Raw genomic sequence first — 15,018 nt, forward strand, 5'->3', positions numbered from 1 at the left:
CTGCGCGCCGATCCAGCCGCCAGGGCCCGCCCGGGTGGTGCGCGCCGGGCAGGCCCTGGTGACGCTTGCTCACTGGTGCTTGTAGTGCTTGATCGACGAGTCCTTGGCGGCCGCGTCGGCGAAGGCCTGGATCTTGTTGATGGCCTCCGCCGGGGTGAGCCGGCCGGCCATCATCTCGCCGAGGCCCGCCACACCGATCTGCTCCTTCTGCAGCTGCACGTACCAGTCCTGGATCCGCGGGTTCACCACGTTGTCGCCGGCCTTCTCCAGGGCCGCGACACCGGACTGGAGACCGGGGGTGAGGGTGATGCCGTCGGTGCCGCCGTTGTACGCGGTCAGCGACTTGACCTTGCTGGTGAAGTTTTTGGAGGACGCCTCGCTGAGCATGATGCGCAGCTGCTCCATGCCGCCGGCGCCGTTCTTCGCCTTGGCCGGGACGATGAAGGGCTCGCCGCCGGAGGCCCAGATGGTGCCGAAGGGCATCTTGTCGGAGGAGTCCAGGCCCGTGGGCGCGGAGACGGCCAGGTCGAAGTCGGCCGGGATGACCTTCGCGGACTCGTTCTCCACCCAGGAGCCGTTCGGGATGAACAGCGCCTTGCCCTCGGCCCAGGCGGTCTGCGACTGGATGTGGTCCAGGCCCGGGGTGCCCTTGAGGATGTAGCCCTTGGCGTAGAGCTCGTAGTAGGCGTCGAAGCAGGCCTTGACCGCCGGGTGCTTCCAAGCGTTCGGCTCAAGGTTGTCGATGGCGTCGAGGACCTCACGGCCGCCGACCTTGCCGATCATCGGGTAGAGCGAGAAGGGGATGTAGTACGGGTACTTGCCCGCGTACGTCCAGCCCGCCATGCCCTTCTTCTTGGCCTTCTCGCAGACCGCGAGCATCTGGTCCCAGGTCTCCGGGTACTGCTCGTCGAGCGAGTCCAGGGCCTTCCGCGAGTACCAGACGCCGTACACCGTGTAGGCGTAGTACATGATCCACACGGGGTCGCCGTCGAACTGGCCCATCTCCACGATGCCCGGGCGCAGGGTGTCGCGGACCTTCTTGTCCGGGTCGTCGTAGGACGGGGCGTCGAGGAGCGGGGTGAGGTCGGCGAGCTGCTTCTTGCCGACCAGGACGCCCATGTCCATCTGCTCGGCGCCGGAGTTGTCGATCAGGTCCGGCGGGGTGCCCTGGTTGAAGCGGGGCTGGAGCGTGGACTGGATCTTCTGGGTGGCGGAGAACTTCACGCTCGCGTCGGGGAAGTTCTTCTCGTAGATCTTCACCGCGTCCTCGGCGTACTCCTTGCCGAAGCCACCGTCGAACAGCACGAACTCCATCTGCGCGCTGTTGTTGACGCCGAGCGGGTTCTTGGCGGTCTTCTCGCCCGCCTCGGCCTTCTCCTCGTCGCCGCCTCCGCCGCTGCTGGCGCAGGCCGAGAGGAAGCCCATCGTGGGGACGGTGATCAGGCCGAGCGCCGCGGAACGCTTGATCAGATCGCGGCGCCCCAGGCCTCCGGGTGCGGTGCTGCCGACGCCCTCAGGGCCGTTGCCGTTCTCAGCGGTAGTGGATCCCATGCTCAAGTCCTCGCCTTCTCCAGGACTCAGGCGGTGAACCGGATCCTCCCGGCACCGCGGTCGGTTCAAGCTGGGGTCGTGCGTGAGGATTCAACAGGGGCAAGACGGCGGTCGGCGCGCGGACACGTCCGCGACCACCGGTAATTCCCCCCAGGTAGCGCCTGTCCGCAGTGGTGCGACCACGAGGCGGACGCCGACAGGTATAGTCCACTTCCCGCCAGGGGGGCAAGATCGAATGCAAGGTTCGCCCTGGGTCTTTTCCGAGTTGAGACCTCTCGGAAATATGAGCGCCCTTGCGCCACCTGACCGGAAATTCCCCGCCATTCGACCCGGATGGCGCACTCAACACCCTTGACATCACCCACCACTTGAACCCCTACTGGTCCCTGCGTTACGCGGTCGACAACGTTGTCCATCTCTGATCATTTCTTGATCGAATGCAATCCGACGGACGTAGGGAGGGTGCTCGCCGATGCGGCACGGATGGGGTTCCACGGCAGCGCTCGGAGCGGCCGCGTTCGCGCTGGTGGTGGCCTCGCAGGGGGCGGCTGTCGCGTTACCGGACCGACCGGCGGCCGGCCAGCGGGAGTTCGGCTCCTCGTTCGAACCGGACGACCCGGCTCCGGACTGGCTCAGCACGGTCGACACGGCACCGGACGGCTCCCCACGGACGTCCGGCGTCGACGGCGGCTACACCACCGGCATCCCCGGCAACATCACCGACCACGTCACCGACGTCCGGGCGAGCGGCGAGAACACGAGCGGCGGCGAGGTGAAGGAGAACCTCGTCGACGGCGAGCCCGGCACCAAGTGGCTCACCTTCCAGTCCACGGGCTGGACTGAGTTCGACCTCGACAAGCCGGCCAAGGTGGTGACGTACGCGCTGACCTCGGCGAACGACTTCGAGACGCGCGACCCGAGGGACTGGGCCCTCCAGGGCTCCACCGACGGAAAGGAGTGGCGGACCCTCGACACGCGCACCGGGGAGACCTTCGAGGAGCGGTTCCGGACGAAGTCGTACGACATCCCGGCCGACGCGGTGGCCGAGTACCGGCACTTCCGGCTCGACATCACCAGGAACAACGGCGCCTCGATGATCACCCAGCTGGCCGATGTGCAGTTCTCGACGGGCGGCGGGCAGGCGCCCGTGCCGAGGGACATGCTGTCGCTGGTCGACCGGGGCCCGAGCGGTTCGGCGACCGCGAAGGCGGGCGCGGGCTTCACCGGCGGGCGGGCCCTGAGATACGCGGGCAGACACACGGCGGACGGGCGGGCGTACTCGTACAACAAGGTCTTCGACGTGAACGTGGCCGTCGGGCGGGACACCGAGCTGGCCTACCGGATCTTCCCCTCGATGGCGGACGGCGACCTGGACTACGACGCCACGCACGTGTCGGTCGACCTGGTCTTCACCGACGGCACATCACTCAGTGGGCTGCGGGCGGTGGACCAGCACGGATTCCCGCTGTCGCCGCGCGGACAGGGCGCGGCGAAGGTGCTCTACGTCAACCAGTGGAACGACGTGGTCTCACGGATCGGGTCGGTCGCGGCCGGGAGGACCGTCGACCGGATCCTGGTGGCGTACGACTCCCCGAAGGGCCCGGCGAGGTTCCGCGGCTGGCTCGACGACGTGACACTGCGGGTGCGCGCGCCCGAGCGGCCGAAGGCCCACCTCTCCGACTACGCGCTCACCACGAGGGGCACCAACTCCAGCGGCGGCTTCTCCCGGGGCAACAACTTCCCCGCGACAGCGGTCCCCCATGGCTTCAACTTCTGGACGCCGGTGACCAACGCCGGATCGCTCAGCTGGCTGTACGACTACGCGCGGGCCAACAACGCGGACAACCTGCCGACCCTCCAGGCGTTCAGCGCGAGTCATGAGCCGAGCCCCTGGATGGGTGACCGGCAGACCTTCCAGGTGATGCCCTCGGCCTCCACCGGCACCCCCGAACTGAGCCGTACGGCACGGGCGTTGGCGTTCCGGCACGAGAACGAGACGGCCCGGCCGTACTACTACGGGGTGCGCTTCGAGAACGGCGTCAAGGCGGAGATGGCGCCGACGGACCACGCGGCGGTACTGCGCTTCACCTACCCCGGTGACGACGCGAGCGTGATCTTCGACAACGTGACGGACCAGGCGGGGCTGACCCTGGACAAGGACGCGGGGGTCGTGACGGGCTACTCGGATGTGAAGTCCGGGCTGTCGACGGGCGCGACCCGCCTCTTCGTGTACGGGATCTTCGACGCGCCGGTCACCGACGGCGGCTCGACCGGCGTGAAGGGCCACCTCCGCTTCGACGCGGGCGCGGACCGCACGGTGACCCTCCGCCTCGCCACCTCCCTCATCAGCCTCGACCAGGCGAAGGACAACCTGCGCCAGGAGATCCCGGACGGCACCTCCTTCGAGACCGTGAAGGACCGGGCGCGGGCGCAGTGGGACCGCGTCCTGGGGAAGGTGGAGGTCGAGGGCGCCACCCCCGACCAGCTCACGACGCTGTACTCCAACCTCTACCGGCTGTACCTCTACCCCAACTCCGGCTTCGAGAAGGTCGGTTCGACGTACCGGTACGCCTCGCCGTTCTCCCCCATGACCGGCCAGGACACCCCGACCCACACGGGCGCGAAGATCGTCGACGGCAAGGTGTACGTCAACAACGGCTTCTGGGACACCTATCGGACCACCTGGCCCGCCTACTCACTCCTGACGCCTCGTCAAGCGGGTGAGATGGTCGACGGTTTCGTGCAGCAGTACAAGGACGGCGGCTGGACCTCCCGCTGGTCCTCCCCCGGCTACGCGGACCTGATGACGGGCACCTCGTCGGACGTGGCGTTCGCCGACGCATACGTGAAGGGCGTCGGCTTCGACGCGGAGTCGGCGTACGAGGCGGCCCTGAAGAACGCCACGGTCGTGCCGCCGTCGGCGGGCGTCGGCCGCAAGGGCATGGCCACCTCGCCCTTCCTCGGCTACACCAGCACCGACACCCACGAGGGCCTGTCCTGGGCGCTGGAGGGCTACCTCAACGACTACGGCATCGCGCGCATGGGCCAGGCCCTGTACCGGAAGACGGGCGAGCAGCGCTACCGGGAGGAGTCGGCGTACTTCCTCAACAGGGCCCGGAACTATGTGGAGTTGTTCGACAAGGACGCCGGGTTCTTCCAGGGCCGGGACGGCGACGGCGCCTGGCGGCTCGACTCCTCGACGTACGACCCCCGCGTCTGGGGCCACGACTACACCGAGACCAACGGCTGGGGCTACGCCTTCACCGCGCCGCAGGACAGCAAGGGCCTGGCCAACCTGTACGGTGGCCGGAGCGGGCTGGCCAAGAAGCTGGACACCTACTTCTCCACCCCGGAGACGGCCTCCCCCGACCTCAGCGGCTCCTACGGCGGAGTCATCCACGAGATGACCGAGGCCCGTGACGTACGCATGGGCATGTACGGCCACTCCAACCAGGTCGCCCACCACGCGATCTACATGTACGACGCCGCCGGACAGCCGTGGAAGGCGCAGGAGAAGGTCCGCGAGGTGCTGTCCCGGCTCTACACCGGCAGCTCGATCGGGCAGGGCTACCACGGGGACGAGGACAACGGCGAGCAGTCCGCCTGGTATCTGTTCTCCGCGCTCGGCTTCTATCCGCTGGTGATGGGCGGCGGCGAGTACGCCGTCGGCTCGCCGCTGTTCACCAAGGCCACGGTCCACCTGGAGAACGGGCGGGACCTGGTGGTCGAGGCCCCGAAGAACAGCGCGCGGAACGTGTACGTGCGGGGTCTGAAGGTCAACGGCAAGGCGTGGACGAAGACGTCGCTCCCCCACTCGCTGATCGCGAAGGGCGGGGTGCTGGAGTTCGACATGGGTCCGAAGCCCTCGAGGTGGGGCAAGGGTGAGAGCGCGGCGCCGGTGTCGATCACGAAGGACGACAAGGTGCCGTCCCCGCGCTCGGACGCCGTCGAGGGTGACGGCGAGCTCTTCGACAACACGTCGTCGACGAAGGCGTCCGTGCGGACGGTGCCGCTCCCGGTCCCGGCCCGCACCAAGGCGGTCCAGTACACCCTGACCTCGGCCGACCGCACCGAGGCCCCCACGGGCTGGGCCCTCCAGGCCTCCACCGACGGCACCGCCTGGAGGACCCTCGACAAGCGCTCCGGCGAACCCTTCGCCTGGGACCGCCAGACCCGGGCCTTCTCGATCCCCTCCCCGAAGTCATACCCCCACTACCGACTGGCCCTCGACGACACGGCGACACTCGCGGAGGTGGAGCTGCTGTCCTGACGCCGGGACGAGGTCGGCGCGGTCCTTGTGACCGAGCCGACCTCAACCGGCTTGACTTGGTTGCCTGTTGAAACGATAGAGTCCTGCCCAGACCACTCGACAACGTTGTCCTGCCGAGGGTCACCGCAGCCGCACTCCCTCCGCGCCCGGTTCCCCCCGTACCGGGTCGCGGCTCGCGGACCGGGTGGGCACGCACCGCCGGCCCACCCGGTCCGCCCCGAGCGCGGAAGTCGTCCGCCGGATCGGGCCTCAGCCCACCCGGCAGGGCAGTGTCGTCGCGGGATCACCCCCCGACCCCTGCACCACATAGCCGAACGTGGCGGTCTCGCCGGGATCCAGCGACCCGTTCCAGTCGGCGTTGTGCACCATCACGTTCTGCCCGGTATAGGTCGCGCTGCCGCTCCAGAGGCTGTCGACCTTCTGCCCGGCGGGCAGCGTCCAGTTGACCATCCAGCCCAGCATCGGCACGTCACCGGTGTTGGTGACGACGACCTCGGACTGGTAGCCGCCGGTCCAGCTCCCCGTCGTACGGCGGGTCGCGGCGCACTCGCCCGGGACCGGCTCGGTGGGGTTGCCGGGCTCCTTGATACCGGTCACCTCGCCGTTGCCGCCGTCGAAGACGACGTCGGAGCAGGAGTAGAAGGTCTCCTGGCTGTCGGAGCGCTGCCAGACCATGTAGATGAGGTGGCGGCCCGACTTGTTCGCGGGCAGCTGGCCCCGCCAGGAGTAGTTGGCCTCGACCGTGCCCGGGCTGCCGTTCAGCGGCGGGTGGTCGACGCTCAGGAACGGCCGCTCCTCCATGTCGTTCCAGGTGAGCGTCTTCGTCGGGTCGAAGCCGTCCTTGGTGATGTAGACGTAGAACCAACCCGGGTGCGCCGCCCACGCGTTGTACGAGAAGTCGACGGTGGCACCGGAGGTCAGATGGGTCAACGGCCAGTCGGCGCTGGGGGTGTTGAACCCGGTGAAGTTGGTGTTGCCGCCGCTGCACAGCTGGCCGTCGGGGACGAAGCCGCGGGTGCGGCCGGCGCCGTCCGAGCGGAGCACCGAGAACCAGTTGTAGAACGGGGTCGTTCCGCTCACCTGCTGTGCGGAGCGACAGGCCGGGTTGATCGGTTTGATCTCCCCGGTGTCCGTCAGCCCGTCCTGCCAGCACAGGAAGGTGCGGCTGCCGGGCTTCATCGGGGTGCCGTGCGCCTCCGCCTTGCCGCTGCCGGCGGTGACGACGAGGCCGAGCGCGGGGATCGTGGTGACCAGGGCGAGCAGGACGAGAAGGAGTGCTCTGTGGTGCCGGGGAAGCCTTAATCGTAGAGATCGATCTGCCACGTGCATGACAAACTCTCCTTGCGTGTACGGCTTGGAGGTGGGGGGACGTGCGCGTGCCGATGCGGATGTACCGGTGTGCGGGTGTGCCGGTGTGCCGGTGTGTGGTGCGGGGGTGGGAGCGGGCCCGGGCGATGACGGGTTCCGGTCCGCCACGCCTTATGGGAGCGCTCCCACCCCCACCTGCTTCGGAAGCTAGCGCGGAGCGCCGCGCTTGTAAACGGCTGACGCGTGGCGAGGGCGGGGAGCCGGGGAAACCGGTCGCGGGCCGCCGACGCCGTGACCGCGAAACGACCACCGGCGTGGTGCGACGGCTCGGTGTCGGCGGCGGTGGATGTCGCGCGGGTCGGCCGAACGTCGGCTGAAGGTCGGGCCGTGGTCTGTCGGTCGCCCGGCCCAGGGTCGTGCCACGGTCTGTCAGTTGCGCGGTCCAGGGTCGTGCCATCGTCTGTCAGTCGCCCGGTCTAGGGTCGCCCGCATGGCTGAGCCCTCCTTTCTGACCGCCGTCCGCGAGTCGTACGACACCATCGCCGCCGACTACGTCGAACGCGTCCCGCCTCCGGCCGAGTTGGACCCGCTGTCACGCGCGATGCTGGCGGGGTTCGCCGAACTGGTGCGGACGGCCGGGCCGGGGCCGGTCACGGACCTCGGGTGCGGCCCCGGACGCGTGACGGCGCATCTGGCCGGGCTGGGGGTGCCCGCCTTCGGCGTCGATCTGTCGCCGAAGATGGTCGGGCTGGCCCGGCACGCCTATCCGCACCTGCGGTTCACCGAGGGCTCGATGACCGCGCTGGAGACGGGAGACGACGAGCTCGGCGGCATCCTGGCCTGGTACTCCACCCATCACACGCCCCCGCAGTGGCTGCCGGAGGTGTTCGCCGAGTTCCACCGCACGCTCGCGCCCGGCGGCTACCTGCTCTGGGGAGACTATGTCGGCGACGAGCGGCTGCAGCCGACCCACGCCTATGGCCGCCCGGTGTCCTACGAATCGCACCTCCTGCCCCTGGACCACATGGTCGATCTGCTGCACCGGGCCGGACTCCTCGTCACCGCACGGCTGGAACAGGCTCCCGGCGGACGCGTGCACAGAGCACACGCCTGCCTCCTGGCCCGCAAGCCCGAAACACCCTGACGGGGCTCGTACCCCGGCCCCTCGGTCCACGCGTCCCCGTCCTTGTCCTCGTCCTCGTCCTCGTCCTCCCAGTCGTCGTACGGCGCCGGCGGCACCCGCAGCAGAGCGCGGCACTCCGGACCGTCGGTGCCGTAGACACCGACCGGTGGGGTACGGCCGAACTCCTGGATCCCCGCCGCCTCCCCGTGCGCGCCCGCCACCGCCGGCAGGCGGCCGCCCTCGACGGCGAGGGCGGGCTCACCGAGCTCGCGAGCGGGCGGTCGCCGAGGATGTGGTCGACGCGGAAACGCGGCGTCAGGCTGATGGTTCTCGCCAGGGACGCTCGGCGAGCAGCCGGACGTCGTTGAGCAGGCGGCGGGTGAGTGTGGTGTGCAGGCCGGTGCTCAGGATGAGCAGGCGGTAGAGGCCGCCGGCCGGGCCCGGGAAGGTGGCGTGGGTCTCGGCGCGGAGGCGGGTGTGGTCCGGGCCCGCCGTGTCGAGGTGGAAGGTCCAGGTGTACGAGGAGAAGCGGTGGCGGCCCTGGAGGGTCAGGTGCCGGGACGGGATCGCGGTCGCCGTCCGGAAGCCGGGGAATGTCGTCGAGTCGTCCACGGGCGGGCGCGGTCCGGACGCCGTGTGGTCGGCGCAGCCCACGAGCTTCGCGTAACGGACCGCCTCGGGACGGGAGAAGGCGCAGTCGAGCGCCTCGGCCAGGGCCCACCAGACCTCGCCGGCGTCCGCCTCGACGAGGATCGTGTGCTCGTCGACGAACGGCAGCGGGATACGGCGGCGCATCGGTGCATCCATGAGGCAAGTCTTCGCCCTCCGGCCCCGCCGCCGCCAGGGTGCCGTGCGACGTCACGCCCCCGCGCCGCTCCCGCTCACTCGCCCGGCAGTCGCCCCAGCAGGGCCTCCGCCGTGTCGCCCACCTGGTGGAGTTGGCTCGCGGTGAGGCGGCGCAGCTCCCAGAGGAGTTCGGCGATGCCGGTGATGTCGTACCTCAGGGGCGGGGCGTCCGTGGGCAGGGGGACGCCGGTCAGTACGGCGAGGTCGGCGGCGGGGACGTCGAGCAGCGCGGCGTAGTCCGCCAGGAGGTCGGGGGTAAGCGGCTTACGGCCGGCGCCCACTTGGCCGTAGGTGGAGGCGGCCCAGTATCGGCCCGTGACCAGCAGGAACGTGTGTGCGGTGGGCGCCCAGCGGAGGTTCCTGTTCTGGATCATGCGCATGAGGAGGGCGCCGGGACCCGGAGGGTACTGCTGGTACCGGAACGGTTCCGGGGCAGCCTGCGTGCGTTCCTCCTGAGACAGGGACGCCACGAGCCGGCGTAGGGCGGGGCGTTGTTCCGGCGGGAGGAGGACGGCGTTCCGGATGACGTGGGGAACCTTCGATCCGGCCTTGGCGTCCAGCGGGGCCAGGTCGTCGGGGAGGTCGATGCCCGCGAGCGCGAAGACGTCCGCCGCGTGGAGGCCGAGGGCGGGCGCGAGCCGCCGCAGGAGGGGCGGGCTCGGCGCTTCGCCGTGGAGCACGGCCGACAGTTCGGGCTCGGGCACGGCCGTGAGCCGGGGCAGGGCCGCCGGATCCAGCCCCCTGCGATCCAGCAGCCGCCGCAACGGCGGACCGAAGCCCTCTTCCCCCGTCATCGGGCCAGGCTAGCCCGGCGGTCACACCGAAGGCGACGGAGACGGCCGAGACGGCGGAGACTGCGGCGCCGACCGAGCGGAGGGAGCGGGCGGGGCCGTGCGACCTGGTCGGCGGGTATGCAGTACGCCCCCTACGAGGACGTACGGAGATCACCAACTGCCTTGACCGAAGAGGGCGTTGGCACGGAACGGCCACAGGAACCCCTTGAGTCACGCTCGGCGCGCCGCCCACTCTGATCACTGGCTTCCGCACCGACCAGGCCGGAAGCGTTCGTCAGCGTTCAGGGGAGGACGCACACCCATGCGAAGACTCCACACCCTCGGGACCGTGGCAGGAGCGGCCGGTCTGCTCGCGGCGGTGATCACGCCCGCGACGGCCGAACCCGACACCGGCACCGCCGGCGCCACCACCGGCAACAGGGCCACCGGCACCCCCACCACCCCCACCACCCGGACCGTCACCCTCATCACCGGCGACACCGTCTCGCTCACCGCCGGCCCGGACGGCAGGAACGCCGTCGACGTACGGCGCGGGGCCGGCCGCGAGGCCGCCACGTTCCTGTCGAGCGAACGGGACGGCGAGATCAGCGTCCTGCCGGCGGACGCCGTCCCGCTGGTCCGGGCGGGCCGCCTCGACCCCGCCCTCTTCAACGTCACCCAGCTGGTGAAGCAGGGGTACGGCGACGACAAAACCGGCGCCACCCCCCTGATCGCGACCTACGCGAAGGGCGGCGCGACCCCCCAAGGCGCCCGCCGCACGCTCGCGTTGCCCGGGATCGACGGCGCGGCGCTGAGCGCCGAGAAGTCGACCGCGTTCTGGGCGGACATCGCCCCCGCGCTCGGCACCGAACCCACCACGAAGGCCGCGCGGCGGCTCGGGGAGGGCATCGACAGGCTCTGGCTGGACGCCAAGGTGAAGGTGTCCCTGGAGGCGAGCGTCCCGCAGATCGGCGCGCCCGAGGTGTGGCGGTCGGGCCACGACGGCAAGGGCGTGAAGGTCGCGGTCCTGGACACTGGCGTGGACACCGGGCACCCGGACCTCGCGGGCAGGGTCGCCGAGTCCCGGACCTTCGTCCCGGAACAGACCGTGCAGGACGGCCACGGCCACGGTACGCATGTGGCGTCCACGATCGCCGGCTCCGGCGCGGCCTCGGACGGTCTGCGCAAGGGCGTGGCCCCGGGCGCGGACCTGCTGGTCGGCAAGGTGCTGGGCGACGACGGGCGGGGCCAGTCCTCCTGGATCATCGCGGGCATGGAGTGGGCCGCGAACTCCGGCGCGAAGATCGTCTCCATGTCGCTGGGCGGCACCGCGACCGGCCCCTCCGACGTGCTCAGCGAGACCGTCGACGAGCTGTCCGCGTCCACCGGCGCCCTCTTCGTCATCGCGTCGGGCAACGCGGGCCCGGGCGAGCAGACCGTGGGCACCCCGGGCATCGCCGACTCGGCGCTGACGGTGGGCGCGGTCGACAAGTCCGACAAGCTGGCCTCGTTCTCCGGACGCGGCCCGCGCCCCGGTGACTTCGCGGTCAAGCCGGAGATCACCGCACCGGGCGTGGGCATCACGGCGGCCCCGGGCGGTGGGCACCGCCATGGGCACGCCGGTCGACGCCGACTACACGGCGGCGAACGGTACGTCGATGGCGACCCCGCATGTGGCGGGCGCGGCGGCACTGGTCGCGCAGGCCCATCCCGACTGGACCGGCCGGCAGATCAAGGAAGCCCTGGCCACCACGGCGAAGGCGAACACCGACAACTCGGTGTTCGAGCAGGGCAACGGCCGGGTCGACGCCGTACGGGCCGTCGGACAGAACGTCTTCGCGACCCCGACGCTGAGCTTCGGCAAGTTCGAGGACGGCGACACGGAGATCGTCACCAAGGACATCACGTACACCAACACCACGGACAGAGCGGTGGAGTTGACGGTCTCGTCGTCGCTGGCCGACGTCACCCTGGGCGACACCACGCTGACCGTTCCCGCGCGGGGCACCGCCACGCTCCCGGTCGGCGTCGACCCCGCGAAGAAGGACCAGGGCCGGTACGCGGGCCACATCACGGCGACCGCCGGCGACGGCGTACGAGTCACCACGGGCGTCGGCTTCGAGAGGGCGCCGAAGACGTACGACCTCGCCGTCTCCCTCCTCGGCCGGGACGGCAAGCCGCCCACCGGCGGATCGATCTACACCCTGATGGAGCTGAACGGCGCCTACCCCGACGAGTACGGCTTCCTCGGTACCGGCTGGACCTGGCAGGTGCCGGCCGGCACCTACTCCATCTCCACCTGGATCCCGGACCGCGACGCGGGCGGCACGGTCGTCGGCAGCTCGGTGGTGGTCAACCCCGAGATCAAGGTGAACGGGGACACGAAGGTCGTCCTGGACGCCCGCAAGGCGGTGGAGATCAAGCCGAAGGCGAAGAAGGACTCCGAGTTCCAGGGCTTCAGCACCAATGTGCACCGTGAAGGGCCGGGCGGCGGCTGGGGGCTGACCTACAGTCAGGGCTTTTGGACCGACCACGTCTATGTGACGCCGACCGAGCAGGTCACCGAGGGCACCCTGGAGTTCACCGCCAAATTCCGGCTGTACGCCAAGGAGTTGACGGCGAGCGTCACCAGCCCGGAGAAGACCGAACTGTCCTCGCTCTACTACTCGCAGACCTACGAGGACTTCCCGCTGAAGATCAGCGGCGACCACAAGGTCCGCGCGGTGGACGCGGGCGGCGGTACCGAGGCCGACTTCGAGGGGCTCGACGTCAAGGGCAAGGTGGCCGTGGTCAGGGTCGGCACCACGGAGCGGGCACAGAACGCGCTGGACAACGCGACCAGGGCCGGCGCGGGTTACCTCATCGTGTACCGCGACAAGCCCGGCTTCTGGATCGAGGCCGTGGACCGCGCGACCACCGTTCCGCTGATGATCGCCACCGGCGAGGAGGGCGCCCGGCTCACCGGTCTGCTGAAGACCGGCAAGAAGGTCACGCTGAAGCTGAGCGGCACCCCGGCCAGCCCGTACGCCTACAACCTGCTCGCCGCGGACAGCGGCGCCATCTCCGCCGACCAGACGTACACGCTCGACCGCTCCAACACGGTGAAGCGGAAGGCCCGTTACCACGGAGCCACGGCCGGCGAGATCGGCGCGGACGCCCTGTACACCTTCCGCCCCTGGCAGCTGTTCGGCATCGAGAGCAGCCACTACATGCAGCTGGGCACGGAACGCGACGAGTACTACTACGTCGACCCCGACACCCGGACCTGGCATGTCGTCTACCCGAACTGGAACACGCTCAGGGGCCAGTGGAGCCCGCTGCGGACCTTCACCGAGCCGGCCACGGAACCCACCGAGAACTGGCTGCGGCAGGTCGTCCGCCCGGGAACCAGCGAGGAGTACGGCCTCTCCGAACGCACCGGCGACCGAATCACCTTCTCCGTCACGGAGTTGAACGACTCCACACCGGGCCACTACGGGTACATCGACGGCACCGACAACACCGGCAAGGGCAAGCTCTACGCGGACGGGAAGCTGGTCGGCGACTCCACGCTCGGCGGCTACGGCATCTTCGACGTGGCGGCGGACAAGGCCTCGTACCGCTTCGAGCTGGATGCGCAGCGCCGGGCGGCCTGGGCCAAGTACTCCACGAGCACCCACACCGAGTGGACCTTCGCCTCGGCGCACACCGACAGCGAGACACCGCTGCCGCTGCTCACGGTCGGTATCGCCCCGAAGGGCCTCGACCTCCTCAACCGGGCCGATAAGGGGCGGGAGTTGGAGGTCGGGCTGCCGGTCGCGAACCAGCTGGGGAGTGTGAAGGCGAGCGGTCTCAAGGCCTGGGTCTCCTATGACGACGGCACGTCCTGGAAGGAGGTGAAGGTGAAGAGCGGCAAGGCCCGGTTCAAGCCCGCGAAGGGCGCCGAGTCGGTGTCGCTGCGGGTGCGGGCCGCCGACCGCGACGGCAACGTGATCGACCAGACCGTGCTGCGGGCGTTCGGCCTGAAGTAGGCGCCACCCGTCACCTGTGCCTCAGCCTTAACAGAGTTCGTCTACCGTGCCGGGACATGGTGAACACGGCACACGACACAGCGCACGACACGGCGAGACAGACCCCTGCCGCGAGCCCCTGGTCCGCGGTGGGGGTCTCCGCCTTCGACGAGCTGGTGTACCAGTCGATCCTCCATCAACCCGACGCGGGCGCGGCCGGCTGGGCGCTGCTCACCGGCGCCACACCGGCCCGGATCCGCGAGTCCTGCAACCGGCTGCTCGCGCTCGGCCTGCTCCAACCGCCGGACTCCATGGGCGGATTACGCGCGGTCGACCCCCGCGTGGCGATCCGCGCGCTGATCCGGCGGCGTGAGACCGAGTCCGAGCTGCTCGCTGCCACCGCCGAGGAGATGGCGACCTCGTACGAGGCAGGGCTGCTGCGCGAGGAGCCCGCGCGGCTGGTCGAGGTGGTCTCCGGGGAAGGCGCCAACGCGGCACGGCTGGAGGAGCTGTACGCGCGCGCCGAGCACGAGGTGTGCCTCTTCGACACGCCTCCCTATCTCGCCCCGCGCACCCCGCAGTTGGACCTCCAGGCCGATCTGCTCAGCCGTGGGATCGTGTATCGCGCGGTCTACTCGGCGACCGCCCTGGAGGACCCGGACGTCCTGTCCCACGCGTGGAAGATGGTGGAACTCGGCGAGCAGGCCCGGGTGTTGCCGTCGGTGCCGGTCAAGCTGCTGCTGGTGGACGGGCGTCGGGCGATGCTCCCGCTGACCGCCGGCCCGGCGGGCGGCTACTGCGCCGCCGTCGTACGGCACTCGGCGGTGACCGAGGCCCTGCAGAAGCTCTTCGACCTGGCCTGGCAGCAGGCGGCTCCGCTCGGCCGGCCCGCCGAGGACGCCGAACTCTCCGAGGGCGAGCGGGCGTTGACGCGGCTGCTGGCGGCCGGGATGAAGGACGAGGCGGTGGCCCGGCATCTGGGCGTGAGCCTGCGGACCCTGCGCCGCCGGGTGAGCGACCTCCAGGAGCGGCTGGGGGCGGCGAGCCGCTTCCAGCTGGGGATGCGCGCGGCGCAGCGCGGCTGGTTGTAGCGCGGCCCGCGGGAGCCCCCCGGATCGGCCGTCGAGGACGGCGAAGGGCCGCACCCCCGTCACCGGG

The 15,018-nt window shown here is 70.3% G+C and carries 8 protein-coding genes and 1 pseudogene; 5 read left to right on the forward strand and 4 right to left on the reverse strand.

Annotated elements, in window-relative coordinates:
• Positions 1-69: 69 nt before the first annotated feature.
• Entirely contained in the window at positions 70-1,551 is a 1,482-nt protein-coding gene (gene ngcE / locus ACWD26_RS25265) for an N-acetylglucosamine/diacetylchitobiose ABC transporter substrate-binding protein (protein ID WP_451273720.1), read from the reverse strand.
• A gap of 472 nt (positions 1,552-2,023) precedes the next feature.
• Between ngcE and ACWD26_RS25270 the strand changes: the two genes are divergently transcribed.
• Positions 2,024-5,821: a GH92 family glycosyl hydrolase gene (locus ACWD26_RS25270; protein WP_451273722.1), complete on the forward strand. Its 3,798-nt coding sequence runs from the start codon at positions 2,024-2,026 to the stop codon at positions 5,819-5,821.
• A gap of 249 nt (positions 5,822-6,070) precedes the next feature.
• Here the strand turns inward: ACWD26_RS25270 and ACWD26_RS25275 are convergent, their stop codons facing one another.
• The gene (locus ACWD26_RS25275; protein ID WP_451273724.1) at positions 6,071-7,150 is read right to left on the reverse strand and encodes a lytic polysaccharide monooxygenase auxiliary activity family 9 protein; all 1,080 of its coding nucleotides are present in this window, start codon (positions 7,148-7,150) and stop codon (positions 6,071-6,073) included.
• A 469-nt stretch (positions 7,151-7,619) separates the two neighbouring features.
• Between ACWD26_RS25275 and ACWD26_RS25280 the strand changes: the two genes are divergently transcribed.
• On the forward strand, positions 7,620-8,273 hold the full coding sequence (locus ACWD26_RS25280; protein WP_451273726.1) for a class I SAM-dependent methyltransferase: 654 nt from the start codon (positions 7,620-7,622) through the stop codon (positions 8,271-8,273).
• Between the two features lie 294 nt (positions 8,274-8,567).
• On the opposite strand, the gene ACWD26_RS25285 is transcribed toward ACWD26_RS25280, so the two are convergent.
• Both ACWD26_RS25285 and ACWD26_RS25290 read right to left on the reverse strand, forming a co-directional pair.
• Positions 8,568-9,059, reverse strand: coding sequence for a hypothetical protein (locus ACWD26_RS25285; protein ID WP_451273728.1), 492 nt, complete (start codon positions 9,057-9,059; stop codon positions 8,568-8,570).
• A gap of 74 nt (positions 9,060-9,133) precedes the next feature.
• Positions 9,134-9,892, reverse strand: coding sequence for a hypothetical protein (locus ACWD26_RS25290; protein ID WP_451273730.1), 759 nt, complete (start codon positions 9,890-9,892; stop codon positions 9,134-9,136).
• A gap of 301 nt (positions 9,893-10,193) precedes the next feature.
• Between ACWD26_RS25290 and ACWD26_RS25295 the strand changes: the two are divergent.
• From ACWD26_RS25295 to ACWD26_RS25305, 3 genes and pseudogenes are all read left to right on the forward strand, one after another.
• A pseudogene (locus ACWD26_RS25295) lies at positions 10,194-11,384 on the forward strand (S8 family serine peptidase); the annotation flags it as partial.
• A 97-nt stretch (positions 11,385-11,481) separates the two neighbouring features.
• Positions 11,482-13,881 carry a S8 family serine peptidase gene (locus ACWD26_RS25300; RefSeq protein ID WP_451273732.1) on the forward strand — a complete coding sequence of 800 codons (2,400 nt, stop codon included), beginning with the start codon at positions 11,482-11,484 and terminating at the stop codon, positions 13,879-13,881.
• Between the two features lie 56 nt (positions 13,882-13,937).
• On the forward strand, positions 13,938-14,951 hold the full coding sequence (locus ACWD26_RS25305; RefSeq protein WP_451273734.1) for a helix-turn-helix transcriptional regulator: 1,014 nt from the start codon (positions 13,938-13,940) through the stop codon (positions 14,949-14,951).
• The last annotated feature ends 67 nt before the right edge of the window (positions 14,952-15,018 follow it).

Source organism: Streptomyces sp. NPDC002787, assembly GCF_053592095.1.

What these genes read in the sequence shown, in the direction of transcription:
- ACWD26_RS25280 (WP_451273726.1), top strand. Translation starts at nt 7,620, where the DNA reads ATGGCTGAGCCCTCCTTTCTGACCGCCGTCCGCGAGTCGTACGACACC.
- ACWD26_RS25275 (WP_451273724.1), bottom strand. Translation starts at nt 7,150, where the DNA reads ATGCACGTGGCAGATCGATCTCTACGATTAAGGCTTCCCCGGCACCAC.
- ACWD26_RS25270 (WP_451273722.1), top strand. Translation starts at nt 2,024, where the DNA reads ATGCGGCACGGATGGGGTTCCACGGCAGCGCTCGGAGCGGCCGCGTTC.
- ACWD26_RS25285 (WP_451273728.1), bottom strand. Translation starts at nt 9,059, where the DNA reads ATGGATGCACCGATGCGCCGCCGTATCCCGCTGCCGTTCGTCGACGAG.
- ACWD26_RS25305 (WP_451273734.1), top strand. Translation starts at nt 13,938, where the DNA reads ATGGTGAACACGGCACACGACACAGCGCACGACACGGCGAGACAGACC.
- ACWD26_RS25290 (WP_451273730.1), bottom strand. Translation starts at nt 9,892, where the DNA reads ATGACGGGGGAAGAGGGCTTCGGTCCGCCGTTGCGGCGGCTGCTGGAT.
- ngcE (WP_451273720.1), bottom strand. Translation starts at nt 1,551, where the DNA reads ATGGGATCCACTACCGCTGAGAACGGCAACGGCCCTGAGGGCGTCGGC.
- ACWD26_RS25300 (WP_451273732.1), top strand. Translation starts at nt 11,482, where the DNA reads ATGGGCACGCCGGTCGACGCCGACTACACGGCGGCGAACGGTACGTCG.